Annotated in this window: 27 protein-coding genes and 1 tRNA gene; 13 read left to right on the forward strand and 15 right to left on the reverse strand. The window is 65.0% G+C overall.

The features are described from left to right. Positions 1-54: 54 nt before the first annotated feature. The 8 genes from rpe to IC761_RS26380 form a co-directional block, all read right to left on the reverse strand. A complete protein-coding gene (rpe, locus tag IC761_RS26345) occupies positions 55-789 on the reverse strand; it encodes a ribulose-phosphate 3-epimerase (RefSeq protein WP_195799598.1) in 735 nt (244 codons plus the stop codon). After that, a complete protein-coding gene (cbbX, locus tag IC761_RS26350) occupies positions 786-1,718 on the reverse strand; it encodes a CbbX protein (protein ID WP_195799599.1) in 933 nt (310 codons plus the stop codon). The genes rpe and cbbX overlap by 4 nt, the downstream gene beginning before the upstream one ends. A 99-nt stretch (positions 1,719-1,817) precedes the next feature. Next, entirely contained in the window at positions 1,818-2,225 is a 408-nt protein-coding gene (locus IC761_RS26355; protein WP_195799600.1) for a ribulose bisphosphate carboxylase small subunit, read from the reverse strand. An 11-nt stretch (positions 2,226-2,236) separates the two neighbouring features. Next, complete coding sequence (locus tag IC761_RS26360) at positions 2,237-3,697, reverse strand: form I ribulose bisphosphate carboxylase large subunit (protein ID WP_195799601.1); 1,461 nt, start codon at positions 3,695-3,697, stop codon at positions 2,237-2,239. 31 nt (positions 3,698-3,728) lie between these two features. Then, positions 3,729-4,814 carry a class II fructose-bisphosphate aldolase gene (gene fba, locus IC761_RS26365; protein WP_195799602.1) on the reverse strand — a complete coding sequence of 362 codons (1,086 nt, stop codon included), beginning with the start codon at positions 4,812-4,814 and terminating at the stop codon, positions 3,729-3,731. Between the two features lie 14 nt (positions 4,815-4,828). Next, positions 4,829-6,850, reverse strand: a complete 2,022-nt coding sequence (gene tkt / locus IC761_RS26370; RefSeq protein ID WP_195799603.1) for a transketolase — start codon at positions 6,848-6,850, stop codon at positions 4,829-4,831. 16 nt (positions 6,851-6,866) lie between these two features. Then, entirely contained in the window at positions 6,867-7,742 is an 876-nt protein-coding gene (locus IC761_RS26375) for a phosphoribulokinase (protein ID WP_195799604.1), read from the reverse strand. A 13-nt stretch (positions 7,743-7,755) separates the two neighbouring features. Then, the gene (locus IC761_RS26380; RefSeq protein ID WP_195799605.1) at positions 7,756-8,793 is read right to left on the reverse strand and encodes a class 1 fructose-bisphosphatase; all 1,038 of its coding nucleotides are present in this window, start codon (positions 8,791-8,793) and stop codon (positions 7,756-7,758) included. A 117-nt stretch (positions 8,794-8,910) separates the two neighbouring features. On the opposite strand from IC761_RS26380, the gene IC761_RS26385 reads away from it, so the two are divergent. After that, the gene (locus IC761_RS26385; protein WP_195799606.1) at positions 8,911-9,945 is read left to right on the forward strand and encodes a LysR family transcriptional regulator; all 1,035 of its coding nucleotides are present in this window, start codon (positions 8,911-8,913) and stop codon (positions 9,943-9,945) included. Between the two features lie 72 nt (positions 9,946-10,017). On the opposite strand, the gene IC761_RS26390 is transcribed toward IC761_RS26385, so the two are convergent. From IC761_RS26390 to IC761_RS26410, 5 genes are all read right to left on the reverse strand, one after another. Continuing rightward, positions 10,018-10,227, reverse strand: a complete 210-nt coding sequence (locus tag IC761_RS26390; RefSeq protein WP_195799607.1) for a hypothetical protein — start codon at positions 10,225-10,227, stop codon at positions 10,018-10,020. 126 nt (positions 10,228-10,353) lie between these two features. Beyond that, positions 10,354-10,773, reverse strand: coding sequence for a DUF4118 domain-containing protein (locus tag IC761_RS26395; RefSeq protein ID WP_195799608.1), 420 nt, complete (start codon positions 10,771-10,773; stop codon positions 10,354-10,356). 139 nt (positions 10,774-10,912) lie between these two features. Beyond that, positions 10,913-12,106: an MFS transporter gene (locus IC761_RS26400; protein ID WP_195799609.1), complete on the reverse strand. Its 1,194-nt coding sequence runs from the start codon at positions 12,104-12,106 to the stop codon at positions 10,913-10,915. 67 nt (positions 12,107-12,173) lie between these two features. Continuing rightward, positions 12,174-12,794 (reverse strand): TetR/AcrR family transcriptional regulator, encoded by a 621-nt coding sequence (locus IC761_RS26405; protein WP_195799610.1) that lies wholly within the window; start codon positions 12,792-12,794, stop codon positions 12,174-12,176. A 992-nt stretch (positions 12,795-13,786) separates the two neighbouring features. Further along, positions 13,787-14,746, reverse strand: coding sequence for an N-carbamoyl-D-amino-acid hydrolase (locus IC761_RS26410; RefSeq protein WP_195799611.1), 960 nt, complete (start codon positions 14,744-14,746; stop codon positions 13,787-13,789). Positions 14,747-14,945: 199 nt separating this feature from the next. Here IC761_RS26410 and IC761_RS26415 point away from each other — a divergent pair, with 199 nt between their 5' ends. From IC761_RS26415 to IC761_RS26430, 4 genes are all read left to right on the forward strand, one after another. Beyond that, positions 14,946-15,389 carry a DUF6841 family protein gene (locus tag IC761_RS26415; protein WP_195799612.1) on the forward strand — a complete coding sequence of 148 codons (444 nt, stop codon included), beginning with the start codon at positions 14,946-14,948 and terminating at the stop codon, positions 15,387-15,389. A 210-nt stretch (positions 15,390-15,599) separates the two neighbouring features. Then, positions 15,600-15,830 (forward strand): hypothetical protein, encoded by a 231-nt coding sequence (locus tag IC761_RS26420; RefSeq protein WP_246791322.1) that lies wholly within the window; start codon positions 15,600-15,602, stop codon positions 15,828-15,830. A gap of 203 nt (positions 15,831-16,033) precedes the next feature. After that, a complete protein-coding gene (locus tag IC761_RS26425; RefSeq protein ID WP_195799613.1) occupies positions 16,034-16,360 on the forward strand; it encodes a hypothetical protein in 327 nt (108 codons plus the stop codon). Between the two features lie 88 nt (positions 16,361-16,448). Beyond that, complete coding sequence (locus IC761_RS26430; RefSeq protein WP_195799614.1) at positions 16,449-16,847, forward strand: hypothetical protein; 399 nt, start codon at positions 16,449-16,451, stop codon at positions 16,845-16,847. Between the two features lie 146 nt (positions 16,848-16,993). Here the strand turns inward: IC761_RS26430 and IC761_RS26435 are convergent. Further along, a tRNA-Pro gene (locus IC761_RS26435) sits at positions 16,994-17,070 on the reverse strand. A 68-nt stretch (positions 17,071-17,138) separates the two neighbouring features. Here IC761_RS26435 and IC761_RS26440 point away from each other — a divergent pair. The 6 genes from IC761_RS26440 to IC761_RS26465 all read left to right on the forward strand — a co-directional run bounded on the left by IC761_RS26440 (position 17,139) and on the right by IC761_RS26465 (position 23,169). Beyond that, the gene (locus IC761_RS26440) at positions 17,139-18,128 is read left to right on the forward strand and encodes an L-threonylcarbamoyladenylate synthase (protein ID WP_195799615.1); all 990 of its coding nucleotides are present in this window, start codon (positions 17,139-17,141) and stop codon (positions 18,126-18,128) included. 80 nt (positions 18,129-18,208) lie between these two features. After that, positions 18,209-19,636 (forward strand): FAD-binding oxidoreductase, encoded by a 1,428-nt coding sequence (locus tag IC761_RS26445; protein ID WP_195799616.1) that lies wholly within the window; start codon positions 18,209-18,211, stop codon positions 19,634-19,636. After that, positions 19,633-20,073 (forward strand): GNAT family acetyltransferase, encoded by a 441-nt coding sequence (locus tag IC761_RS26450; protein ID WP_195799617.1) that lies wholly within the window; start codon positions 19,633-19,635, stop codon positions 20,071-20,073. The genes IC761_RS26445 and IC761_RS26450 overlap by 4 nt, the downstream gene beginning before the upstream one ends. 78 nt (positions 20,074-20,151) lie before the next feature. Further along, positions 20,152-20,733 carry an NUDIX hydrolase gene (locus IC761_RS26455; protein WP_195799618.1) on the forward strand — a complete coding sequence of 194 codons (582 nt, stop codon included), beginning with the start codon at positions 20,152-20,154 and terminating at the stop codon, positions 20,731-20,733. Between the two features lie 278 nt (positions 20,734-21,011). Further along, positions 21,012-21,941: a glycine reductase gene (locus tag IC761_RS26460; RefSeq protein ID WP_195799619.1), complete on the forward strand. Its 930-nt coding sequence runs from the start codon at positions 21,012-21,014 to the stop codon at positions 21,939-21,941. Positions 21,942-21,975: 34 nt separating this feature from the next. Then, entirely contained in the window at positions 21,976-23,169 is a 1,194-nt protein-coding gene (locus IC761_RS26465) for a CaiB/BaiF CoA transferase family protein (protein ID WP_195799620.1), read from the forward strand. A gap of 162 nt (positions 23,170-23,331) precedes the next feature. Here the strand turns inward: IC761_RS26465 and IC761_RS26470 are convergent, their stop codons facing one another. After that, a complete protein-coding gene (locus IC761_RS26470; RefSeq protein WP_195799621.1) occupies positions 23,332-24,090 on the reverse strand; it encodes an SOS response-associated peptidase in 759 nt (252 codons plus the stop codon). A 63-nt stretch (positions 24,091-24,153) separates the two neighbouring features. Here IC761_RS26470 and IC761_RS26475 point away from each other — a divergent pair, with 63 nt between their 5' ends. Together IC761_RS26475 and IC761_RS26480 are read left to right on the forward strand one after the other, a co-directional pair. Continuing rightward, positions 24,154-24,651, forward strand: coding sequence for a hypothetical protein (locus IC761_RS26475; RefSeq protein WP_195799622.1), 498 nt, complete (start codon positions 24,154-24,156; stop codon positions 24,649-24,651). A gap of 4 nt (positions 24,652-24,655) precedes the next feature. After that, a complete protein-coding gene (locus IC761_RS26480) occupies positions 24,656-25,090 on the forward strand; it encodes an NUDIX hydrolase (RefSeq protein ID WP_195799623.1) in 435 nt (144 codons plus the stop codon). The last annotated feature ends 11 nt before the right edge of the window (positions 25,091-25,101 follow it).

The raw sequence follows: 25,101 nt of genomic DNA on the forward strand, positions 1-25,101 counted from the left end.
TGCACCTTGGGACAACAACCTCCAGTGCGCTTTGGAGCGCGACCCATCCGTAGTCTACCGGATGCGCGCAGTCTCGCCGGCACGCAGCAGCTGCGCGGAATTATCCTGCATCTTCGGAACTCGGCCAGCTTCGGCGGCGATGCGAATGGCCGCGATGTTGGCGGCATAGTCGGCGCTGCTGCCGCGGAACACGGCGGAACCCGCCACGAGCGTATCCGCCCCCGCGGCGGCAACGGCGGCGGCATTGTCGCGCGTGATGCCGCCATCGACCTCGAGCCGGATCGGCCGCTCGCCAATCATGCTCCGAATGCGCCCGATCTTCTCGATCTGGGATTCGAGAAAAGACTGGCCGCCGAAGCCCGGATTGACCGTCATCACCAGCACGAGATCGATGCGATCGAGCACATATTCGATGGCGCTCTCGGGCGTGGCCGGGCACAGGCTAACGCCGGCCTTCCTGCCGAGCGTGCGAATCGCCTGAAGCGAGCGGTCGAGATGCGGGCCTGCTTCCGCATGGACGGTGATGACGTCGGCGCCTGCCTTTGCGAACGCCTCGAGATAGGAATCGGTCGGGGCGATCATCAGATGCACGTCAAAGATCTTCGACGTCACAGGTCGGATCGCCTTGATGACGTCGGCGCCAAAACTGATGTTCGGGACAAAATGGCCATCCATGACGTCGCAATGAATCCAGTCGGCGCCGGCCGCGTCGATCGCCCCGACCTGCTCGCCAAGGCGCGCGAAATCCGCCGCCAGGATCGAGGGCGCAATGAGTATCTCTCTGGTCATGGCTTGGCACTCCGCGCATCGGCCCCGCCGCTGAAGACGCGGCTCGCCAGCACGTCGGCCGGGTCGATGGTTTCGAGATCCGCAACATCGAGCATCCGGTCGAGATCGGACATCAGGCGATCGGCCTGCCGCAGGCGGATGCGATCGACGGCGTTGCGGATCGAGCGGGCGTTGGAGAAGAACGGCTGGGTCCGTCGCAGCGCGATGTATTTTTCGAACGCCTCGCGCGCCGCGGCCGAGAAGCGGTAACCGCGCTCCCTGAGCATCAGCTCGGCGATGACCAGCAGCTCGGCCTCGGCATAATCCGGAAATTCGATGTGATGGGCGATGCGCGAGCGGAAGCCGGGATTGGAGGCGAAGAAGCTCGTCATGCGCTCGCCATAGCCGGCGAGGATCACAACGAGGTCCTCGCGCTGGTTCTCCATCACCTGAAGCAGGATCTCGATCGCCTCCTGGCCGTAGTCGCGCTCGTTGTCGGGCCGATGCAAATAATAAGCCTCGTCGATGAAGAGCACGCCGCCCATCGCCTTCTTCAATATCTCTTTGGTCTTCGGTGCGGTGTGACCGATATATTGCCCGACCAGATCGTCGCGCGTGACCGAGATCACCTGCCCACGCCGCACGAAGCCGAGACCGTGCAGGATTTTTGCCATGCGCAGCGCCACCGTGGTCTTGCCGGTGCCGGGATTGCCGGTGAACGACATGTGCAGCGTCGGCAGAGCAGACGCCAATCCCGCGCGCTGCCGGATACGCTCGATCAGCAGCAGCGACGCGATCTGGCGCACACGGCTTTTGACTGGCCGCAGCCCGATCAGCTCCTGCTCGAGCTGTTGCAGCGTATCGGTGATCCCGGCGATTTCAGCCTCCTTGCGGAGATCGAAATGGGTCTCGTTGGGCTCAGTGGTCGTTGCGTGGGGAACGTCGAGCATCGGCACCTCGAAGAAAAGAGCTTCGCCGCGGGGGGAAGCGGCGAAGCAGTGGTCCGCCAAGGATACGGAGCAGGGAGCGCTCCGCGCGGAGCAGAATGGTTATTGAGTGACGTGCGCGACCGGCTTTCGCACGGTGGTGTAGCGGATCACGCGGCCGCCCACCTCCTGCCGCACCAGCTCGAACTCGGCCTCCTGCGGCGGGCGGTTGACGAGGAACGAGATCCGCACTGATTCCCAGCCATGGCTTGAGTCAAATCCGCTGATGCGGATGTAGCTGTTACCATAGACCCGGCGGCACTCCGCGAGCTCCATCATCACACCGGCGGCGTCCTGGAGATCGAACATCGGCAGCCCCCACATCTCCCAATAGGTGCTGCGGGGATGCGGATCGTCGGTAAACTCGATGTTCACCGCCCAGCCTTTGACAAGGCAGTATTGCACCTGCTTAGTGATCTGGTCGTCGGTCAGATCCGGCAGGAACGAGAAGCAGCCCTGGGTGAGTTTCATCTTGCGTCTCCTCAAACGGTCTCGAGCGCCGTCGGCACGAAGTCCGGCGTGTCGGTGGATTGATAGTTGAAGGTGACGTCCTTCCAGACTTCGAGCGCGGACTTCAGCGGCGTGCAGGTCTGCGCCGCCTTGGCCAAAATCTCCGGGCCCTCGTGGACGTAGTCGCGTCCCTCGTTGCGGGCGAGGATCATCGCTTCCAGCGCCACGCGGTTGGCGATCGCACCGGCCGCAATGCCCATGGGATGGCCGATGGTGCCGCCGCCGAATTGCAGCACGACATCCTCGCCGAGCAGATTGAGCAGCTGGTGCATCTGGCCCGCATGGATGCCGCCGGAGGCGACCGGCATCATCTTGTTGAGGCTCGCCCAGTTCTGGTCGAAGAACAGACCGTGCTCCAACCTGGTCGGATTGAAGTCTTCGCGGCAGACATCGTAATAGCCGCGCGTCGTGTTGGGGTCGCCCTCGAGCTTGCCGACGACCGTGCCGGCATGGATGTGGTCGACACCGGCGAGCCGCATCCATTTGGCGATGACGCGGAACGACACGCCGTGGCTCTTTTGCCGCGTATAGGTCGAGTGACCGGCGCGATGCAGATGCAGGATCATGTCGTTGCGGCGCGCCCATTTCGCCATCGACTGGATCGCGGTGTAGCCGATCACGAGGTCGATCATGACGATGCACGAGCCGAGCTCTTTCGCGAACTCCGCGCGCTCGTACATGTCTTCCATCGTGCCCGCGGTGACGTTGAGGTAAGTGCCCTTCACTTCGCCGGAGGCCGCCTGCGCGCGGTTCACCGCCTCCATGCAATAGAGGAAGCGATCGCGCCAATGCATGAAGGGCTGCGAGTTGATGTTCTCGTCATCCTTGGTGAAGTCGAGCCCGCCCTTCAGCGCCTCGTAGACCACGCGGCCGTAGTTGCGGCCCGAGAGCCCGAGCTTCGGCTTCACGGTCGCGCCCAGCAGCGGCCGGCCGAACTTGTCGAGCCGTTCGCGCTCAACCACGATGCCGGTCGCAGGTCCCTGGAATGTCTTCACATAGGCAACGGGGAAGCGCATGTCCTCCAGCCGTAGCGCCTTGAGCGGCTTGAAGCCGAACACGTTGCCGATGATCGAGGCCGAGAGGTTGGCGATCGACCCCGGCTCGAACAGGTCGAGATCATAGGCGATGTAGGCGAAGTAAGAGCCTGGTGTGCCCGGCACCGGATCGACCTGGTAGCACTTTGCGCGGTACTTCTCCGCGGCGGTCAGGCGATCGGTCCACACCACCGTCCAGGTCGCGGTCGAGGATTCGCCGGCAACCGCAGCGGAGGCTTCGATTGGATCGACGCCCTCCTGCGGCGTGACGCGGAACAGCGCAATGACGTCGGTGTCCTTCGGCGTGTATTCGGGCTCCCAATAGCCCATGCGCGCGTATTCCATCGTGCCCGAGCGATAGCGCTCTTTGCCGCGGACCGTTCCTGCATGTGCATTCATGGCTCTCTCCTGCTTTTCTCTCTCTGAATGATTAGGCCGCGACCGACTCGCGCGCGCCGGTGCGCGGGTCGAGCTCGCCGGTGCGGTAGCGCCGTGCCATCTCGCTCAAGGGAACGATCTTGATCTTGCCGGCGTGGCCTGCCGTACCGAACTGCTCGAAGCGATCGCGGCAAAGCTCGCGCATCGCGTCCAGCGCGGGCTTGAGGAATTTGCGCGGATCGAACTCGGAGCGCGTTTGCGCTGCGACCTTGCGGAACACCGCGGTCATGGCAAGACGACAATCGGTATCGATATTGACCTTGCGCACGCCGCTCTTGATGCCGCGGACGATCTCCTCCACCGGCACACCCCAGGTCTGCGGCATCTCGCCGCCGAACTGATTGAACATGTCCTGGAGCGGCTGCGGCACCGAGGACGAGCCGTGCATCACCAGATGCGTGTTCGGCAGCCGGCGATGAATCTCCTCGACCACCCGCATCGCCAGAATGTCGCCGTCCGGCTTGCGGCTGAACTTGTAGGCGCCGTGCGAGGTGCCCATCGCGATCGCCAGCGCGTCAACTTTGGTCGCGCTGACGAAATCGACGGCCTGGTCGGGATCGGTCAGCAGCTGCTCATGGCTGACCTTGCCCTCGACGCCGTGGCCATCTTCCTGCTCGCCGCCGGCATGCTCGAGCGAGCCGAGCACGCCGAGCTCGCCTTCGACGGAGGCGCCAACCCAATGGGCGAGATCAACGACGCGACGGGTGATTGCGACATTGTAGTCGTAGTCGGCCGCGGTCTTGGCATCGGCCTTGAGCGAGCCGTCCATCATCACGGAAGTGAACCCATGGGCGATGGCGGAAGCACAGGTCGCCTCGTCATTGCCGTGGTCCTGGTGCATGCAAAGCGGAATGTCGGGATAGGTCCGCTCCAGCGCGTCGATCATGTGCGAGAGCATGATGTCGCCGGCGTAGCTGCGGGCACCGCGCGAAGCCTGGATGATGACGGGCGCGTCGACTTCGGCCGCCGCCTGCATGATCGCGATGCCCTGCTCCATGTTGTTGATGTTGAACGCAGGTACCGCGTAGCCGCAGGTCGCGGCGTGATCGAGCAACTGGCGAAGGGTGATACGGGCCACGAAGAGTCCTCCTGTTATTGCTTGCGAGCTCGGGCGATCGCCCGGCGGGCGGCTTCGGCGACGCTTTGCGGCGTGATGCCGAATTCGCGGTAGAGCACGGGCGCCGGTGCCGAGGCGCCGAAGCCGCGCATGCCAACGAATTCGCCATCGGCTCCGATCCAGCGATGCCAATCGCCAACGATGGCCGCTTCGACGCCGACGCGCGGCGCGGTACCGAGCACGCAGGCGCGGTAATCCTCCGGCTGCTCCTCGAACAACGCGAAGCAGGGTGCGGAGACGACGGCCGCGCGGACGTGTTCGGTCGCAAGCAGGCGCGCAGCCTCCAGCGCGATCGAGACTTCCGAGCCGGTCGCCATCAGCGTCACGTCGCGACCACCTTCCGGCGAGACGACGAGATAGGCGCCCCGCGCGACGCGGTTTCGGCCCCGCGCATCGCTGCGGAAGGTCGGCAAGGCCTGGCGCGACAGGCACAGCACGGACGGGCGATCTTCCGCCTCAAATGCGCAGTCCCAGGCTTCCAGCGTCTCCACGGCATCCGCCGGGCGGAACACGAGCAGATTGGGAATGACGCGCAACGCGGCGAGATGCTCGACCGGCTGATGCGTCGGGCCGTCCTCACCGAGCCCGATGGAGTCGTGAGTCATCACGTGAATGACCCGCAGCCGCATCAAGGACGCAAGGCGGATCGCCGGCCGGCTGTAATCGGAGAAGGCGAGGAACGTGCCGCCATAGGGAATGAAGCCACCATGCAGCGCGAGGCCGTTCATCGCCGCAGCCATGCCGTGCTCGCGGATGCCATAGTGGATGTAGTCGCCGGCGAACGCGTCGCGCTTGACCGGAGTTTGCGCCTTGGCGTGCGTCAGGTTCGAATGCGTCAGATCCGCAGAGCCGCCGACGAGTCCGGGGATCGTGCCGGCAATGCCGTCGAGCACCTGTTGCGAGGCCTGCCGCGTCGCAAGCTTCGGACGCTCGGTGGCAAAGCGCTCGCGCAATTTCGACGCGGCCAGTACATAGGCCTCCGGCAGCGCGACCGCCTTGCCCTCGACGAACAGATCGCGCTGCCCCGGCGTCGCGTCTTCGTAGCGATCGAGCCAGGCAAGACGATCGACCTGCCCGCGCTGCCCGATCATCCGCCACGTCTTCATGATCGTGACAGGCACCACGAAGGGCTGATAATCCCAACCAAGGGCCCGTCGCGCTGCCGCGGTCTGCTCGGTGCCGAGCGGCGCACCATGCGCCTTCTCGGTGCCCTGCCGGTCCGGCGCGCCGTAGCCGATGATGGTGCGGCATGCGATCAGCGACGGCTTTGCGCTCCCACGCTCCTCGGCAATCGCCTGCGCGACGGCTTCGGGATCATGCCCGTCGACACGACGTACCGACCAGCCGGATGCGGCGAAGCGTGCGAGCTGGTCATCCGATGTCGCAAGCGAGGTCGGCCCGTCGATGGAGATACCGTTGTCGTCAAACAGCACGATCAGACGACCGAGCCCGAGATGGCCGGCGAGCGAGATCGCCTCCTGGCTGATGCCCTCCATCAGACAGCCGTCACCGGCGATGACATAGGTGAAGTGATCGACGAGCCCATCGCCATGCCGCGCATTGGCCATGCGCTCGGCCAGCGCCATGCCGACGGCGGTCGCGATCCCCTGCCCCAACGGGCCTGTCGTGGTCTCGACGCCAGGCGTATGGCCGTGTTCCGGATGACCCGGCGTCTTGGAGCCCCATTGCCGGAACGCCTTGATGTCGTCGAGGCTGACATCGCCGCCGGTCAGATGCAGCAGCGCATAGAGCAGCATCGAGCCGTGGCCCGCCGAGAGCACGAAGCGATCGCGATCCGGCCAATTCGGGTGCGCGGAGTCGAACTTCAGGAAGCGCGAGAACAGCACGGTCGCGACGTCGGCCATGCCCATGGGCAGGCCGGGATGACCGGACTGCGAGATCTCGATGGCATCGACCGCGAGGAAGCGGACGGCATTGGCGAGATCGCTATGCGCGACGGCGTAGAGGTCTGCTTCGGCGTGGACGGAGATATTCATCGGATACTCTCCTTGTTCACTTCGAGCTGCGCTTGCGCTCGATCAGCTGCATGATCAGAGGCGTCAGGATCAGCTGCATCGCGAGATCAAGCTTCGCGCCCGGACACACGATCGAATTCGCGCGCGACATCCAGCTCTGCGGCAGCATCGAGAGCAGATACGGGAAGTCGATGCCGCGCGGATTCTTGAAGCGGATCACGACCATCGATTCGTCCGGCGTCGGGATCCAGCGCGCGATGAACGGATTCGACGTGTCCACCGTCGGAACGCGCTGGAAGTTGATGTCGGTCTCGGTGAATTGCGGGCAGATGTAGTGGATGTAGTCCGGCATCCGCCGCAGGATCGTGTCGGTAACCGCCTCGGTCGAGTAACCACGCGCACTGCGGTCGCGGTGCAGCTTTTGGATCCATTCGAGATTGATGACGGGCACGACGCCGATCTTGAGATCGGCGTAGCGCGCGACATTGACCTTTTCGGTGACCACGGCGCCGTGCAGACCTTCGTAGAACAGCAGGTCCGAATTTTCGGGCAGTCGCTCCCATTCGGTGAAGATTCCGGGCGCTACGCCATGCAGCGCGGATTCCTCGGCGTCATGAACGTAGTGCCGCGTCACGGCGGTGCCGGTCTCGCCATAGTCGCGGAAGGCACGCTCCAGCTCCTCGAACAGATTGGTCTCGGGGCTGAAATGACTGAAATGCTTGTTGCCGCGCTCGGCCTCCCTGGCCATCTGCGTGCGCATCTCGGCACGGTCGTAGCGATGGAACGCATCGCCCTCGATGTAGACGGCGTTGACCTTCTCGCGGAAGAATATCTGCTCAAACGTCCTCTTGACCGAGGTGGTGCCGGCGCCGGACGAGCCGGTGATCGAGATGATCGGGTGCTTGCGGGACATGAGCGACCTCCTCTCACAGCCGGAAGAAGCCGCGCCGCGCGAACAGCGGCGCGGAGACGCTCGCGACCAGCAGCGGATCACAGTGCAATTCCGCGACGCGCCGCACCTCGTTGCTCGATCCCATAATCAGCGGCACGCGCTGATGCAGGCTTTGCGCTGCGAGGTCGAGGATGCGTTCGCGCCCGGTCGAGGCGGAGCCGCCGGCCTGCTCGATGATCATCGCCATCGGGTGCGCCTCATAGGTGAGACGCAGGCGGCCGTCGCCATAGCCGGGCCGCGCGTCGGAGGGATAGAGGAACACGCCGCCGCGGGTGAGAATGCGATAGGCCTCCGCGACCAGCGAGCCGATCCAGCGCATGTTGAAATTGTGGTTCGCGGGCCCTTCGACACCGGCGAGGCATTCGTCGACGAAGGCGCGCACCGGCGGGTCCCAGTGCCGACGGTTGGACGCGTTGATTGCGAACTCTTCGCAGGCCTCTGATATTTGCACGCCGCTGCGCGCGAGGCGGAAGCAGCGGGCCTTGCGATCGAGCGTGAAGATGTCGACACCGTCGCCGAGGGTCAGCACCAGCGAGGTCTGCGGGCCGTAGGTGACGAAGCCCGCCGCGAGCTGCGCCGAGCCGCGTTGGTGGAAGGCGAGCGCGAGATCGTCCGGCGCCGGCAGGATCGAGAAGATCGTGCCGACGGTCATGTTGATATCGATGTTGGAGGAGCCGTCGAGCGGATCGATCGCGACGCAGATCTTGGCTTCGCGATCGCCGGTCTGCGGCTCGCGCATCTCCTCCGACGCCAGCGCCGCGATCGGTAGCTTGCTGAGGCAGCGGCGCAGGATCGCGTCCGCCTGCACGTCGAGATCGCGCTGCACGTCGCCGTCGCTGTTGCGGCCCGTCGTCAGGCCCGAGGCGTCCGCCAGTTCTCCCGTGCCGGTGAGGTCGGCAATCTCGATTGCCGCCGCCGCGATGGCGTCGACTGCGGCAGCCACGGCCAACGCGTGCGGCGCCGTCTCGGAATACCGTTGAAGGTGGTCGTCCAGCCTGAGTTGCCCGGTCATCTGCGTCCATCCCCTTGCTGGCGCCGCATCCATTTTCCCCCGGCGGAGGCAGGTGCGGTCGGTCCCAGCACGATGAGATTGACAGGGCCGGCTTAATAAGGAAAATTTCTATTCATAATGAGCGTCAAAGAATTTTCTTATAATGGCTCCGGCCACGCGGCGACCCAGCTCCGGCATCTCACGATCCGACAGCTCCGCTCGCTCGCGGCGCTCTCGGCCAAGGGCAGCGTCACCGCGGCCTCGACCCAGCTTGGGCTGACGCAACCGGCCGTGACGCAGCAGCTGCGGCAGCTTCAAGACCTCGCCGGCCTGCCGCTGGTGCAGCGGACCGGCGATGGCATGCTGTTGACGGAGGCTGGCCGAGAGGTGCTGGCGCTCGCCGAGCGCGTCGAGGCCGCCATCACGGACTGCCAGGGCGCGCTTGATCTGCTCGCGGGCAGGACCGGCGGCACGGTGCATCTCGGCGCGGTCTCGACGGCAAAGTATTTCGTGCCGCGCGCGATCGCGGCGTTCTCGAAGCGACATCCGAAGATCGAGATCAAGCTCAGCATCGGCAATCGTGAGGAGATCCGCGAGGCCATGCATGGCTACGATCTCGATTGCGCCGTGATGGGTCGGCCGCCGGCCGACGTCAGCGTCGATGTCCGTCAGCTCGGGCGTAATCCGCACGTCATCATCGCGCGCAAGGGGCACTGGCTGGAGAAGGATTCCGGGTTGAGCCTGACCGATCTCGTCCACGAGACCTTCCTCACCCGCGAGCCGGGCTCTGGCACGCGGACGCTGATGGAGGGCATGTTCCAGAAGTCGGATCTCGAGCCGATCATCGGCATGGAGATGAGCAGCAACGAGACCATCAAGCAGGCGGTGATCGCGGGCCTCGGCATTGCCTTCATCTCGGCGCACACGGTCGCGCATGAGCTCGCCGAAGGCCGCCTCGTCGTGCTCGACGTCGCCGGCCTGCCGATCGTCCGGCAATGGTATGTGATCCGCCGCAGCGACAAGGTGCTGCTGCCGCCGGCGCAGGCGATGTTCGATTTCCTGGGCTCGGAGGGCGCGAACTATCTGCCCGACGTGCCCGAGTTCGGCGCGCGATCGTCCGCGGCGGTCAGCTCATCAGCTTCATCGCGACCGTCGCCGCCAGAACGAGAATGATCTGAAGCAGGCGCTCTGTCGTGAAGATGCGGTTGAATGTCGTCATCGCTCGCCCCCGGCCATGGTTAACGATCAGGCAGCGAGCGGGGCGGCGTAATCCGGCCGCGTCGCGAAATAGGCTTCGAGCTCAGCCAGTGCGCGGGCTTCCCACTCGCTGGCCTGTTCCAGCAGCGACCAGCGCTGGCCCGGCCGAAACGCTGCGGTCTGGCGATAGAGCGATGCGATCCCGCGATAGCGGCGCACGTTTTCAAAGATGGCGTGACCATTCATTCGGCCGTTCATGTCGAAAACTCCCACGTCATTCCCGCGGAAGAAAATGCGGCCAAATCTTTTTTGAAAAGTTAGCGGCTTGGACCGAACGCGGCGATGGTTGCCGGACTGTTGCGGGAGGGCAACGCGCTCAGCCATTTATTGCGGATTCGTTGCCGCGCTCTCGCCCGATCGCTTCAGCCCGCCGCGACTGATAATCGCCATGGTCTCGCGACAGAGGTCGGCGAGGCCGATCAGGAGCACGGCGAGCAGGAAGAACAGGTTGATGGAATCCGCGTACGCGCTGGTCAACGGGCTGAACTCGAAGAAGGGCGGCATGAATGCCCACCACACCAGCGGTATGACGAGCAGCACGGCGAAGACGGCCGCCGGCGCACCGGCAAGAATGCCGACCACGAAGATGCTGGGCAGGAATGCCGCGAAATAGAGCTTTGCGCCGAGGGCGACGCACGCGCCTTGAACCACGGCTGACACCGCCACGATTGCAAAACCGAGCAGAAATGCCTGCCACGACCATGGCCGTACTCGCGGTACGCCGAACAGTTCCGGACGCCTCATTGGCCTCATTGGCCTCCCTCTGCCGCCCGTTAACCAGGCCCGATTGCGACCAAAGTACTACAGCCGCGCCGAAACCGCGAGGTGGAAATAGCCTTGGTTGGGGCTTGGTTAAGCCGCAGCGCACAATCACGCCGCGCCGTCACTCGGTGGCGGCGTAGAGCAAGCCCGCGACGGGCAAGGCCAGGCCGATCGCGGCGGCGAGCGTCCAGCCGCCGATGGCGAACGCCCAGGCGCCGAGCGCGGAGCCGGCGGCGCCGGCCGCGAAGAACGTCGCCATGTAGAGGCCGTTGAGCCGGCTGCGATGCTCGTGCCCGAGCAGGAAGATGGCGCGGAAGCCGAGCACCACATTGCCCTGCGCACCGAGATCGATCGCAATCGCGGCGACGACCAGGCAGGCGAGGTTGAGCATCGATCCGGCCGCGCCGATATAGCTCACGAGAAAGCCGAAGGCGGCAAGCAGCATCGCGACAAGGGTCGCGACACGGCTGTGGCCGCGGTCCGCGAGCCGTCCGGCGATCGGCGCCGAGAACACGCCGGCGACGCCGGCGAGCGCGAACAGCGCGATGCCGCGCTGGGTGAAGCCGAATTCGCGCGCAAGCTGGAGCGGGGCGACCGTCCAGAACAGCGTGAAGGCACTGAACAGGCTCGCCTGGTAAAGCGCGCGGCGCCGCAACAGCGGCGTGGTCCGCACCAGATGCGGCATCGACATCAGCAGCGCGCCGTAATGCATGCGCGCGACGGGATTGCGCTTCGGCAGCGTCAGCCAGAGCGCGGTTGCGAGCACGATCATCAGCGCGGCGGAGGCGAAGAACACCGCGTGCCAGGACAGCGCCGCGGTGACGAAGCTCGACACCGGCCGCGCCATCATGATGCCGAGCATCAAGCCGGTCGAGACGTTGCCGACGACGCGGCCGCGAATGGCTTCCGGCGCGAGATGCGCCGCATAGGGGATGATGATCTGCACCGCGACCGAGCCGAGCCCGATGAACAGCGCGGCGATCAGGAACGGCAGCGCATGGGTCGACAACGCCGCCGCAAGCAGCGCCGCGGCGCCGAGCGTGATGACGGTGCAGATCAGCAGACGGTTCTCGACGAGATCGCCGAGCGGCACGATGAACAGCAGCCCCGTGCCGTAGCCGATCTGCGTCATGGTCACGATCAGCCCGCTGGCTGCATGCGAAAGACCGAGCGCGGCGCTGATCGGCGCGATCAGCGGCTGGGCATAATAGATGTTGGCGGCGATCATGCCACAGGCCGCGGCCAGCACGAAGGTCAGTCGTTGCGACACCGCATCCTGCTCCGGCGCGGTCTCGATGGTGGCATTCATCGTCATTCCAAACTCTCCGACACTTCAAAGTTTCCGCATATAGGAAACGGTCATTTCCTAATTTGACAAATGTTCAGGCGAGCAGTTTCATTGCGACCTCGACCAGGCGCTGGCCGTCGAGCGGCAGGCGCGCCTTGCCGACGACGCGCAGGCCCTGCGTCATGCAGATCATCAGCCGCGCAGTGTCGTCGACCTCGACATGCTCCGGAATCGAGCCGTCGGCCTGTCCCTCGCGAATGAGGCCGGCGATGAAATTTTCGTTGGTCTTGAGCTGCGCGGTCACGCGCGCGCGAATCACCGGATCGACCGCCGACAGCTCGACCGCGCTGCCGACCACGATGCAGCCGCGGCGCCCCTCGCTGCCCTGGGAGTGCTCGACATAGGACAGCAGCACGTTGCGCAGCTTTTCGCGGCCATTCGCACCCCGCGCCGCCGCACCGCGGGTTTGCCCCCCGCGCACCGAAGCGTAACGCTCGAAGGCGGCGACGAATACGGCGTGCTTGTCGCGAAACGCCTTGTAGACGCTGCCGGTGGCAAGCCGCATCGCAGCGGTGAGGTCTCCGATCGAGGTGGCATGATAACCGCGCTCGCAAAACACCCGCACCGCCCCGTCCAGGGCGGTGTCCATGTCAAACTCCCGGGGACGGCCGGGCGGATGGGGAGCGGGCTCGGATTGGCGGACGGCTTTTTGCATTGCGGCATAATAGGGAATGATCGTTTCCGAATAAAGACACGTGGTTGTGATTGGGCTGTCATTGCGCGGGTGACGGTGATGGAGGGGCGCGCCGCCTCCACATCGTCGTTGCGAGCGCAGCGAAGCAATCCAAACTGCCGCCGCGGAAAGACTCCGGATTGCTTCGCTGCGCTCGCAACGACGGAGCATGAGGCAACAGCATCACTCATCCAGCTAGCACCTTGAATCGCAGACGCAGTTTCTCGTTCTCGCGGCGCAATTCGCCCGAGCTTTGCTTGGTCGCTCCACCCCCTATCCAAGAGGGCGCAGGGAAGGCCGGGTGCTGACCTCGCACCCGCGGTCTGCTGCGCGAAAAGGTAGCGCAAAAAGACCGCACAGCAGCATACAGGTGGTGCCAATCACTCGGCCTTCCCTGCGCGATGGTCGGACGGCTTATGCCGTGCTCTCCCGGGAGCCGAACTTTCCTTCTGGCCTCCCTCACCCCGCGAATTGACGATGCCGTCTGCCCGGTTGGGCTCGCGCACATCTCCGCGAAAGGCTTGACCGTAGCAACGACGGCCAGGACCACACGGTTTTGCCGTACGCACGGCCCGCCGTTTTCGCCGCAGTTTTCCCGGCCCTGTCGACGGAGCCGGAAACTTACAGGCGAGACGAGCCTTGCAGCGCCGTTCGTCCGCACGCGGTTTCGGGCTCACAGGGACTACCCGCCCTGCCCGCACCTCTCGCACCCGACGCTGCCCGCGTCCACCGCAAGCCCGGCTCGCAATCAAGACGACACGAGATCGCCCCTCAAGGATGAGCCGGGATACCGCGACACATACGCCAATTCCGAATTTCTGTAAAGTCGAATATTTTTATGCAGGCGGGTTGACAGGTTTTGCAGATGTTTTGCCCGTCGGGCAGCGTGAGACCCCGGATGGGACCCTGCGCTCAACGTCGTCCCGGTGAAGGCCGGGACGACGTTGGAGAAATGGCGTCGCAAACCACCACGCTCACCCCTTCGGCCGCACCGGGGATCCGTCCGCCATGGTGGCCACGCCCTTGCGCTCCACGATCATCCCGTAGGCTCGCGGCTGGCGGTGGATGTCGAAGTTGAAGGTGGTGCGCTTGTAGGAGTTGCAGAGATCGAGATCGCAGCGCGCCAGCGCCAGCTCGTCGCCCTTGGTCGTGCAACGCGCAATGATCTCGCCGGACGGCGCGACGATGCAGCTGCCGCCGATATGGTCGACGCCTTCCTCGATGCCGGCCTTGGCGACGCCGACCACGAAGGTGCCGTTCTGATAGGCGCCGGACTGCATCACCAGATGATTGTGGAACAGCGAGAGGTCGTCATGCTCCGGCGCGGGCGGATTGTGCACCGGCGTGTTGTAGCCGATCATCACCATCTCGACGCCTTGCAAGCCCATCACCCGGTAGGTCTCGCTCCAGCGGCGATCGTTGCAGATCGCCATGCCCATCACGCCGCCGAAGGCATCGACCACGCCAAAACCGGCGCCGGGCTCGAAATAGCGCTTTTCCAGATGCTGGAATTTGCGCCACGGCTCGTGCTCGGCGTGGCCGGGCAGATGGACCTTGCGGTATTTCGCGACGATCGCGCCGCTCTTGTCGACCAGAATGGACGTATTGTGGCGGCGAGTGACCCCAGCCTCGACCGTCAGCTCGGCATAGCCGAGGTAGAAGCCGATGCCGAGCTGGCGCGCGAGATCGAACAGCGCGCGCGTCTCCGGGCCCGGCATCTCACGCTCGAAGAACGCGTCGATCTCGGCCTGATCCTCAAAATGCCAGCGCGGAAAGAACGTGGTCAGCGCGAGCTCGGGATAGACGATGATGTCGCAGCCGTTCGCATGCGCCTGGCGCATCAATGCCATCAGCCGCGCTACGACCTCGGTCCTCGTCTCCGCTCTCGCGATCGGGCCAAGCTGGCCGGCCGCGACATTCACAAATCTCGCCACGCGTCTGTCCTTCGTCCTACGAATTGCGTCGAAGCCGAGCCTAGCGCGCCGCGCGCCGTACGCACAGCCTCGCTGCCCGGCACGATGCCCAACTGTGCGGCAGGTGAGCTTCCGCCAAGCGGAAAGTGCCGACGCCAAATTGTAATCTTGCGCGCCTACGCTCCCCCTCGAAGTCAATGCTTGATGCGGAGCAGACGACATGTCGAACCAGCTGGCTGTGGACGTCGAGGCGTTTTTCCAGACCTATTGCACAGCGTTCGAGGCGCTGGATACCGACGCCATCGCCGATTGCGTGGCGTATCCGAGCCACATCGTCTCGGACAGCGATGAAGTGACGTTGATCGCGATCGCGAACCGGCAGCAATGCCTGGCGACGATGAGCCGGGTCGTCGAGCTGCATCGCCAGCTCGGCGCGCCGTCGGGGCGCATCCACGATCTGTCGATCCTGGAATTGTCGCCACGGCTGGTGCAGGCCTCGCTGCGCATGGATGTGCGCGACCGCGCGTCGAACCCTCTCTATGATTTCCAGGCGACCTACAGTCTCGCAAAAATCGCCGGCGCCTGGCGCATCGTCGCGATCGCGCACAACCAGATCCCGCGGCTGTTGAGATGCATCGCGCAGCGTCAACCGAGCGCGGCGTAATCGGGAACTTTCGTTGCCAAACTGCAACGGTTCCCCACCGTCTAATGCCGGACAAAAGAAACGCCCATTCCGGCCACGAACCCTGCTCACAACGCCGTGAGGATTGGAGCCGTTTCCGATCCGATCGCAATGGGGCTCTGGATTCTTGTTTTGACGCGTTTTCTTCACGCGAACCGGTTTCCACTTCGCTCGAAAACGCTCTGCAGGGGAATGACGATGCGTGCACAACGCGTTTGGAAAGTGAATGGGGCCGCCAGCATCGGGCAGCTTCAATCCAGATTGGACGAGCTGAACAAGCGTCTCAGCCAATTGGAAAGCCAGCATCCTGACAGCTGGAAAATCGAAGAGCTGAAAGCGAGCGCGCTCGGCCTCTCGCGGGAGATCGACGACATCCGCTGCGCCGAGGCGACGGCGGCTTTGAGCGAGCTGCTGCGGAAGTAGACAGGCCCAATGATTCGGCGGGCCGGCAAGGAACCAACGTCCACCGCCGCCATTTCCATGCTGAGCATGGAGAAGAATCATGACCAGGCACCTGACGCGAGCCGATCTCGCGCGCGGCGTGGCCGGCGCAGTGTCCACGCTGGTCCTGTGCGCGACGGCGGCCTTCACCATCGCGCACCACTTCGCGCTGTGAGGATTTTCGCATGATGTCCGACCCCGAGGAGTCGGTGCGGCTGCAAGGTTTTGGCGAGATGACGTTGCGCACGGCGATCGCGACGCTGATGGCGCTCGCGCCGCGCGAGCGAGCGGAGGCGGCGATTTTTCGCGTGCGCGATGGGGCGCGGATCGCACGACGCGAGATCGCCGATCTCGCATCGGATTGGGGCATGACGCCGATGGCCGAAGTCAGATCTCCAAGACTGGTCCCAGAGCAGCATTGGCAGGACATCGTTCGCGGCATGGTCCGCGAAGCACCGCTGCCGTCGCTGGTGGTGGCGTTCTTGGTGGGCGTGCTGGTGGCGCGGCGGTAGTCCCGGCCAGTCGCAAGCCCGGCGTGAGGTGCACGGTCATCGAAATCCCGGTAGCTTGCGCAACAGATTTGCGCGCGGGATATCTTTGATGGCGAAGGCAGCGATTAGCGATCTTGAAGGTGGTGCAGACTTGTGCGCCTGGTTCGAGAGTGCCCCCTCATTCCATGATGCGACGTTGCGAGAGCTGGAGCTCCGCCAGGGCGCGCCAAGCTGCGTGGTCGTTCATGCCTTCCAGATGACGTCCGAAGTCGACGCACGCGGCTATTTCGTGCTGAAGAAGCACGTGGACGTCACGTTCACGATCTTCGAGTTGATCGAGGTCGAGCTGTCCGACTTCACGGAAGCCGGAATTATCTTCGCGCTCAGCATCGAGATTGATTCCGACGGCACGACGCTAAGCTTTGATTCCAGCTATGGCGTGCACGGCCGGATCAAGGCCAGGCGGGTCGTCGTCTCGTTCGAGCCGCACCCGACCGGTTCATCCTGAACCCGGACAAGCCATGCCGCGCGCACAGCCCGCCCTGCCCGGCCAAATCGGCCGTGGACCCGATCCGAAAATCGTTGCAAAAAGGCGTCCCGAGGCCTTGGCGGCCGGTCCGCCAAGCCTCTGGAAAACGTCAACTTTTGAAATAATGGTCGGAGTGGCAGGATTCGAACCTGCGACCCCTGCGTCCCGAACGCAGTGCTCTACCGGGCTGAGCCACACTCCGACAAGAGGCCGGCTTATAGCGTCGGGTGTGACGCACCGCAAGCGGCCGAGCTGAGGAATTTTGTCCCTGTGAAAACGGGTCTTGAAACGCTGATTTTGCCGGCCGGCGCGGCCGGTGCCGAGGCTGCGGCCCGAACGCTGGCCGCGGGCGGGCTGGTCGCGTTTCCGACCGAGACGGTCTACGGGCTCGGCGCGGACGCGGCGAACGCGACCGCGATCGCCCATATCTACAGCGCCAAGGGCCGGCCGGCCTTCAATCCGCTGATCGCGCACGTCGCCGATCTTGCCGCCGCCGAGCGGATCGGCCGGTTCGATGCGCGCGCCAGAAAGCTGGCCGAGACATTCTGGCCGGGACCGCTGACGCTGGTGGTGCCGAAGACGGAGAACTGCCCGGTGGCGGATCTTGCGACCGCCGGCCTCGACACGGTCGCGATCCGCATTCCCGACCACCCGGTCGCGCAGGCGATCCTGCGCGCCTTTGGCGGGGCCGTGGTGGCGCCGTCCGCCAATATCTCCGGGCATGTCTCGCCGACGCTGGCGGCCCATGTCGAGAGCGACCTTGCCGGGCGGATCGACCTGATCGTTGATGGCGGGCCGGTCGAGGTCGGCGTGGAATCGACCATCGTCGGGTGTTTCGAGGCGCCGATGCTGCTGCGGCCCGGCGGGCTTTCGCGCGAACGGATCGAGGCCGTGCTCGGCGCAGCCCTGGCGCGGCCGCCGGTGGAGGCGGAGAGCGACGACAGCCAGCCGCTGGCGCCGGGCATGCTGGCGTCGCATTACGCGCCGCGCGCGACAGTGCGGCTCAACGCGCGCGATGTGGCGCCGGGCGAAGCGCTGCTGGCGTTCGGCCCTGCGCGCCTGCCCGGCCTTGACGCTGCGTCGACTGTCATGAATTTGTCGCCCACGGCTGATCTCGATGAAGCCGCGGCCAATCTGTTCGGCTATCTTCGAGCGCTCGATGCGAAGGCCCCGCGGGCGATCGCCGTGATGGCGATCCCCGAAGAAGAACTCGGCGAAGCCATCAACGACCGGCTGCGCCGGGCTGCCGTGGCGCGGTAGCGCATGATCCGGAAAAGTGCGCAGCGGTTTTCCGACGAGATCATGCGCAAGAGATAGGAAGCGGAACGAAAGAAGACGAGATGAACATCAATCAATCCGCCACCCCTCCGCTTGCGCCCGAACTGATCGACCAATTCCGAAAGATCGTCGGCGACCGCCATGCGATCACGGATGTGGCCGACATCGAAGCTTACGTCACCGAGGAGCGCAATCTGTTTCACGGCCGCTCGGCCTTAGTGCTGCGCCCGGGCTCGACCGCGGAAGTCGCAGCGATCTGCAAGCTCGCCTCCGCGCACAACATCGCGCTGGTGCCGCAGGGCGGCAACACCGGGCTCGTCGGCGGCCAGACCCCGCACAATGGCGAGGTGGTGGTGTCGCTGCGCCGGCTCGACAAGATCCGCGAGGTCGACACCGCCTCCAACACCATGACGGTCGAAGCCGGCGTGGTGCTGCAAATCGCGCAGCAGAAGGCGGCCGACGTCGACCGGCTGTTTCCGCTGTCGCTCGGCGCGGAAGGCAGCTGCACCATCGGCGGCAATCTCTCGACCAATGCCGGCGGCACCGCCGCGCTCGCCTATGGCGTCGCGCGCGAGATGGCGCTGGGGCTCGAGGTCGTCCTCGCCGACGGGCGCGTGCTCAATTTGCTGTCGAAGCTGAAGAAGGACAACACCGGCTACAATCTGCACAACCTCTTCATCGGCGCCGAAGGCACGCTCGGCATCATCACCGCGGCGACATTAAAACTGTTTCCGAAGCCGCGGGCGATCGAGACCGCCTATGTCGGTTTGAAGTCGCCGGCGGCGGCGCTGAAGCTCTTGACCATTGCGCAGAGCGAGGCCGCGAATGCGCTGACGAGCTTCGAGCTGCTCTCGGAGATGGCGGTCGATTTCTCGGTCCGCCACGGCATCGACGTGCGCGATCCACTCGCCGAAAAGCATCCCTGGTACGTGCTGATGGAATTGTCCTCTCCGAGCGACGACGCCCGCACGCCGCTGGAGACGATTCTTGCCTGCGCCATGGAGGAGGAGATCGTCGACGACGCCGTGATCGCGGCCAACCTCACCCAGCGCAACAATTTCTGGAAGCTGCGCGAGGAGATGTCGGCGGCGCAGAAGCCGGAGGGCGGCTCGATCAAGCACGACATCTCCGTTCCCGTCGCCGCCGTGCCCGCCTTCATCGAGGAGGCGAACGCCGCCGTGGTGAAGCTGATCCCCGGCGCGCGGCCGGTGCCGTTCGGCCATCTCGGCGACGGCAATCTGCACTACAATGTCAGCCAGCCGATCGGCGCCAACACCGCGGATTATTTGGCGCGCTGGCACGAGATGAACGCTGTTGTGTTCGAGATCGTGCTGCGCATGGGCGGCTCGATCTCGGCCGAGCACGGCATCGGCGTGCTCAAGCGCGACGAGCTGCCCGAGGTGAAGGACAAGACCGCGATCGAGCTGATGCGCGCGATCAAGGCGATGCTCGATCCGCACGGCATCATGAATCCGGGGAAGGTGCTGTGAGCGTGTCTCTTACGATCGATGTGATTGCCGACGCCGATGTTGAGCCTCTCGTCGCGCTGTGGCAACGCTGCGGCCTGACCCGGCCCTGGAACGATCCGCATGCCGATATCGCGCTGGCGCGGCGGCGCGACAACTCGACGGTGCTGGTCGGCCGCGATGGCGGCGCCGTCGTCGCGACCGTGATGGTCGGCCACGATGGCCATCGCGGCTGGGTCTATTACGTCGCGGTCGACCCCGACTGCCGGAAGCGCGGGTTTGGCCGCGTCATCATGGCGGCGGCGGAAGACTGGCTGCGCACAGCCGGCATCGCCAAGCTCCAGCTCCTGGTCCGTCGCGAGAACGCGCAGGCCAGCGCGTTCTACGCCTCGCTCGGCTTCGAGGAATCCACCTCGGTGATGTTCCAGAAGTGGCTGGACGGCCGCGCTCCGACTTCTTAAAGTTTTGAGCATGATCTTTTCGGAAAACCGCTTCACACTTTTCCGGATCATGCTCTCGTTGTCACCCGGAAGACAGCAATGACCATTTCCGACCGCGTCCGCATCAAGGACGTTCGCGTGCTCTCGAACAATTGGACCATCCTGAAAAACACGACCCTCGAATACCGGCGCGCCAATGGCGAATGGCAGACGCAGAAGCGCGAAACCTATGAGCGCGACAACGCCGCCGCCGTGCTGCCTTACAATCTCGGCCGGCGCACCGTGATCCTGGTGCGTCAGTTCCGCCTGCCGGCGTTCATCCGCGGCTACGACGATCTCCTGATCGAGGCCGCCGCCGGCGTGCTCGACGACGCCACCCCCGAGGTGCGCATCCGCGCCGAGGCCGAGGAAGAGACCGGCTATCGCCTCCACGACGTCCACAAGGTGTTCGAGGCCTTCATGAGCCCGGGCGCCATCACCGAAAAGCTGCATTTCTTCGTCGCCGAGTACGAGCCGGAGATGCGGGTGAGCGAAGGCGGCGGCCTCGCGCACGAGGGCGAGGACATCGAGGTGCTGGAGCTCTCCATCGACGAGGCCCTGGCGATGATCGCGGACGGCCGGATCATCGACGCCAAGGCGATCATGCTGCTGCAATACGCGGCGCTGCATATTTTCAGGTAGGGTTGTTTTCCTTCCCCCCTTGTGGGGGAAGGTGGCGCGAAGCGCCGGATGAGGGGTATGTTTCCACGAATTCAGGTGAGAGTAGCCTCGCGGAGAGACACCCCTCACCCGTCTCGCCGCTATCGCGGCGAGCTTCCCTCTCCCACAAGGGGAGAGGGAAAGGAGCGCGACTCGCTCTATCGGCACTGCAATTCTGGCCTGCACGGCCCCTGCCCCCCGTTGAGCAACTCCAAAACTATCTCTAGTCTGGGCTTAACCAAGAACCAGGAGACGCGCCCATGTCCGCTCTGCGCGACGACGAATTCGGCTTTGCACCCGACTACGATGCTCCCGTCCCCTACATGCAGCGCACGCGGGACTATTACACCGCGATCGGCTACACCACGCCGTATCGCTGGGCGCACTACACCGAGGCGCCGTTCCAGCCGCTGAAGAAGCCGTTGTCGCAGTCTCGCGTGACGATCATCACCACGGCTGCGCCATACGATCCGACCAAGGGCGATCAGGGTCCGGGCGCCGCGTATAATGGCGGCGCGAAGTTTTACCAGGTCTATGACGGCGACACGGCGCTGCCGCACGATTTGCGCATCTCGCATATCGGCTACGACCGCAAGCACACCACGGCCACCGACAACGGCACCTGGTTTCCACTGCCGCAGCTGTTGAAGGCCAAAGCCGCTGGCCGGATCGGCGACGTCGCGCCGCGCTTCTTCGGCGCGCCGACCAACCGCAGCCATCGCGTCACGCTCGACACCGACGCGCCGGAGATTCTGGCGCGCTGTCTCGCCGACAAGGCCGACGTCGCCGTGCTGGTGCCGAACTGCCCGGTCTGCCACCAGACCACGGCGCTGGTGGCGCGGCATCTCGAGGCCAACGGCATTCCGAGCGTGATCATGGGCTGCGCCAAGGACATCATCGAGCACGCCGCGGTGCCGCGCTTTTTGTTCTCGGATTTCCCGCTCGGCAATTCGGCCGGCAAGCCACATGATTTGAGCTCGCAGGCGCAGACGCTGGAGCTGGCGCTCACGCTGCTGGAGAGCGCGAGCGGGCCGCAGACGACGATGCAATCGCCGCTGCGCTGGAGCGAGGACGCCTCCTGGAAGCTCGACTACAACAATGTCGCGCAGCTCTCGCCGGAGGAGCTGGCGCGGCGCCGCGCCGAATTCGACAAGCAGAAGGAGATCGCGCGCGGCAACCGCGCCGCCTGACGTCCTCCAATAACGATCATCGAGGGAGAGCGACGTGACGCGACCGTTCGAGGGCGTGAAGATCCTGGATTTCACGCAAGTGCTGGCCGGGCCCTATGCGAGCTACCAGCTCGCGCTGCTGGGCGCCGACGTCATCAAGGTCGAGCGGCGCGAGGGCGAGGACATGCGCCGCACGCCGCTCAGCCGCGAATGGGCCGAGCGCGGGCTCGCGCCGGCGTTCCAGGCCATCAACGGCAACAAGCGCAGCCTGACGCTCGATCTGCAGAAGCCAGAGGCGATCGCGATCGTGAAGAAGCTGGCAGCAACGGTCGACGTCGTCATGGAAAACTTTCGCCCGGGCGTGATGGACAAGCTCGGCATCGGCTATGAGGCGCTCTCCGCGGTCAATCCGAAGCTGATCTATTGCGCGGTGTCGGGCTTCGGCCAGACCGGCCCGGACCGGCTGCGGCCCGGCTATGACGGCAAGATGCAGGCGCTGTCGGGCATCATGGCCATCACCGGCCATCCCGAGACCGGGCCGACGCGCGCAGGCTTTGCGGTGTGCGACGTGCTGTCGGGCGCGACCGCGGCCTTCGGCGTGTCGAGTGCGCTCTACCAGCGCGACCGCACCGGAAAGGGGCAATTCGTCGACGTCTCCATGCTGGAGGCGACGATGGCGTTCCTGTCGGGGCAGATCGCGGACTGGTCGGTCGCCGGTCATCGCCAGCAGCTTTCGGGCAACCAGGCCGTCAGCCGCAAGACCACCGCCAATCTGTTCAAGGCGGGTGACGGGTACATCCTGCTCGCCGTCAACAACGAGAAGCAGTACCGCGCACTGATGGCTGCGCTCGGCCGTGAAGACACGCTCGGTGATCCGCGCTTCGCCGACTGGTTTTCGCGCAACGAGAACGAGCCCGCGCTGCGCGCGATCATCGAAGAGGCGCTGGCGAAGCGGCCTGCGCGCGAATGGGAGACGATTTTGGAAGATGCCGGCGCGCCCTGCGCCAGCATCTGGAAGGTCGAGGAGGTCATCGACCATCCGCAGATCAGGGCGCGCGGCGCGATCCAGGAGCTCGACACGCCCTACGGCCACCTGCGCTTCGCCGGCAGCGGCTTCAAGCTCGCCCATGGCGGTGGCAGGCTGGATCGCATGGCGCCAGAGCTGGGCGCGGATACCGACGCGGTGCTGGGTGAGCTGGGATTTGATGCGGCGGCGATTGCGGGATTGAGGGCGAGGGAGATCGTGTGAGGGCAGGGCAACAAACTCAGCTGTCGTCCCGGCGAAGACCGGGACCCATAACCACGAGATTGAGTTTGGCAAAGATTGCCCACCACCATCTCGCGTCACACTGCTCTCTGGGGGTATGGGTCCCGGCCTTCGCCGGGACGACGGTGTGTCTTACGGCCGCAGCTAAAACAAAGACCCCTGCCCGTCATCGGCGGACGCGGCAGAGGCCTTCCGTGCCGCCTTCTTCGGCCTCGCGGCCTCCGCCTCCATCTCCTCCGCGCTGATCGGAAGCAGCAATTGCGCGTCGTCATTGGCGACGCGGTTGACGCGGGTCGAAACCGCGTGCCAGGCGAAGTCGCCGATGCGTGGCGCGGTCATCAGCGGCAGCACCGCGTCGACCTCGTCGCCACGACTATCGAGCCAGCGCTCGAAATCGCGCGGGCTGATGGTCACGGGCACGCGGTCATGCAGTTCGGCGAGATCCCCGCCTGCCGCCGCAGTGACGATCGCGACCGTGTCGAGCTCCTCGCCGTTCGGCCCGATCCAGGTCTCGAACACTGCGGCAAACCCAAGAGGCTCACCATCGGCGCGACGGATGAAGAACGGCTGCTTGCGGCCGTCGATCGCCTTCCATTCGTAATAGCCATCGGCCGGGATCAGACCGCGCCGCCTCCGAATCGCGTTCTTGAAGGCGGGCTTCTCCAGCACCGTCTCCGAGCGGGCGTTGATCAGCAGCGTAAAGCCCTTGGGGTCCTTGACCCAGGTCGGCAACAGGCCCCAGCGCATCAGGCGGAAATGGCGGGCACCATTCTCGACCAGAACGACCGGGATCGGTTGCGTCGGGGCCACATTGTACCGGGGCGGGAAGTTCGGCTGCTCGATATAGCCAAACAGTTGCCGCAAAGCCGCGGGGGCCGAAGTTATGACGAAGCGTCCACACATCCTAAGGCGTCCATATAGTGTCCGTTCAGGTCCTTTTAACCCCGAACGTTAACACTGCGGCCAATGAGCTCAACGGCCTCCCAACCCGCGACGCACGCACAGACGGGCCCCGAGGCCGCGGCCTGGGCCGAGCGGCTGCGCGTGGCCAACATCAACCCGCGGACCGGGCTTGCCACCGACTATCTCAACCATTTCAATGAAGCCGTGATGCTCCTGGAAATGGTCCCGGACATGCCGGAATGCGCCGAAGATTTTCTGACCTGGACGCCGTTGTCCTATGCCGAGCACTTCACCGCCTCGAACTTCAAGGCGCGCGATCTCGCCATCGAGGCCTATGAGAAAGCCGATCCCAATGTGCGCGCCCAGTTCGACCACATTACCGACACCATGACCTCGATTCTATCAGCGGTCGGTTCCGCCATGCGCGAGGTCGACAAGGACCAGACCCGCGTCCGGCTCGCCGAGCAGGCCTCCCTCTGGGTCAGGCCGCTGATCGCCACCTGCGGCGGCATCATCAATGGCGGCGCTGAGGCCGACATCGACACCATCATGGCGAACTAGCGAAGTGGCCGCGGTCGTCCAGCCCACCCATCCCCAGCTTGCGGTCTCGGCCGCGATTTTCCGCGACGGCAAGGTGCTGCTGGTCCGCCGTGCCCGCTCGCCGGCCAAGGGCTTCTATTCGCTGCCGGGCGGCCGGGTCGAGTTCGGCGAATCGCTGCACCAGGCGCTCGAGCGCGAAGTCGACGAGGAGACCGGGCTCGAGATCGACATCATCGCCCTCGCCGGCTGGCGCGAGGTGCTGCCGGCCACCGCGGGCGCCGGCCACTATCTGATCATGTCCTTTGCCGCCCGCTGGACGGCCAAGGAGCCCGCTCTGAACGACGAGCTCGACGACTACCGCTGGATCGCCCCGGACGCGCTGGCGAGCCTCGGCGACCTCAAGCTGACCGGCGGGCTGGAGGAGGTCATCCAGTCGGCCGCACGGCTGATCGGCTCCTGACGGCCGCCTTG

Source organism: Bradyrhizobium commune (genome assembly GCF_015624505.1).
In the GTDB taxonomy this organism is placed as follows: domain Bacteria; phylum Pseudomonadota; class Alphaproteobacteria; order Rhizobiales; family Xanthobacteraceae; genus Bradyrhizobium; species Bradyrhizobium commune.

What these genes read in the sequence shown, in the direction of transcription:
- IC761_RS26375 (WP_195799604.1), bottom strand. Translation starts at nt 7,742, where the DNA reads ATGTCCCGCAAGCACCCGATCATCTCGATCACCGGCTCGTCCGGCGCC.
- tkt (WP_195799603.1), bottom strand. Translation starts at nt 6,850, where the DNA reads ATGAATATCTCCGTCCACGCCGAAGCAGACCTCTACGCCGTCGCGCAT.
- IC761_RS26415 (WP_195799612.1), top strand. Translation starts at nt 14,946, where the DNA reads ATGTCGAACCAGCTGGCTGTGGACGTCGAGGCGTTTTTCCAGACCTAT.
- IC761_RS26430 (WP_195799614.1), top strand. Translation starts at nt 16,449, where the DNA reads ATGGCGAAGGCAGCGATTAGCGATCTTGAAGGTGGTGCAGACTTGTGC.
- IC761_RS26460 (WP_195799619.1), top strand. Translation starts at nt 21,012, where the DNA reads ATGTCCGCTCTGCGCGACGACGAATTCGGCTTTGCACCCGACTACGAT.
- IC761_RS26455 (WP_195799618.1), top strand. Translation starts at nt 20,152, where the DNA reads ATGACCATTTCCGACCGCGTCCGCATCAAGGACGTTCGCGTGCTCTCG.
- IC761_RS26475 (WP_195799622.1), top strand. Translation starts at nt 24,154, where the DNA reads ATGAGCTCAACGGCCTCCCAACCCGCGACGCACGCACAGACGGGCCCC.
- IC761_RS26390 (WP_195799607.1), bottom strand. Translation starts at nt 10,227, where the DNA reads ATGAACGGCCGAATGAATGGTCACGCCATCTTTGAAAACGTGCGCCGC.
- IC761_RS26380 (WP_195799605.1), bottom strand. Translation starts at nt 8,793, where the DNA reads ATGACCGGGCAACTCAGGCTGGACGACCACCTTCAACGGTATTCCGAG.
- IC761_RS26470 (WP_195799621.1), bottom strand. Translation starts at nt 24,090, where the DNA reads ATGTGTGGACGCTTCGTCATAACTTCGGCCCCCGCGGCTTTGCGGCAA.
- IC761_RS26360 (WP_195799601.1), bottom strand. Translation starts at nt 3,697, where the DNA reads ATGAATGCACATGCAGGAACGGTCCGCGGCAAAGAGCGCTATCGCTCG.
- cbbX (WP_195799599.1), bottom strand. Translation starts at nt 1,718, where the DNA reads ATGCTCGACGTTCCCCACGCAACGACCACTGAGCCCAACGAGACCCAT.
- IC761_RS26405 (WP_195799610.1), bottom strand. Translation starts at nt 12,794, where the DNA reads ATGCAAAAAGCCGTCCGCCAATCCGAGCCCGCTCCCCATCCGCCCGGC.
- IC761_RS26355 (WP_195799600.1), bottom strand. Translation starts at nt 2,225, where the DNA reads ATGAAACTCACCCAGGGCTGCTTCTCGTTCCTGCCGGATCTGACCGAC.
- IC761_RS26400 (WP_195799609.1), bottom strand. Translation starts at nt 12,106, where the DNA reads ATGACGATGAATGCCACCATCGAGACCGCGCCGGAGCAGGATGCGGTG.
- IC761_RS26420 (WP_246791322.1), top strand. Translation starts at nt 15,600, where the DNA reads ATGACGATGCGTGCACAACGCGTTTGGAAAGTGAATGGGGCCGCCAGC.
- IC761_RS26425 (WP_195799613.1), top strand. Translation starts at nt 16,034, where the DNA reads ATGATGTCCGACCCCGAGGAGTCGGTGCGGCTGCAAGGTTTTGGCGAG.
- rpe (WP_195799598.1), bottom strand. Translation starts at nt 789, where the DNA reads ATGACCAGAGAGATACTCATTGCGCCCTCGATCCTGGCGGCGGATTTC.
- IC761_RS26395 (WP_195799608.1), bottom strand. Translation starts at nt 10,773, where the DNA reads ATGAGGCGTCCGGAACTGTTCGGCGTACCGCGAGTACGGCCATGGTCG.
- IC761_RS26445 (WP_195799616.1), top strand. Translation starts at nt 18,209, where the DNA reads ATGAACATCAATCAATCCGCCACCCCTCCGCTTGCGCCCGAACTGATC.
- IC761_RS26385 (WP_195799606.1), top strand. Translation starts at nt 8,911, where the DNA reads ATGAGCGTCAAAGAATTTTCTTATAATGGCTCCGGCCACGCGGCGACC.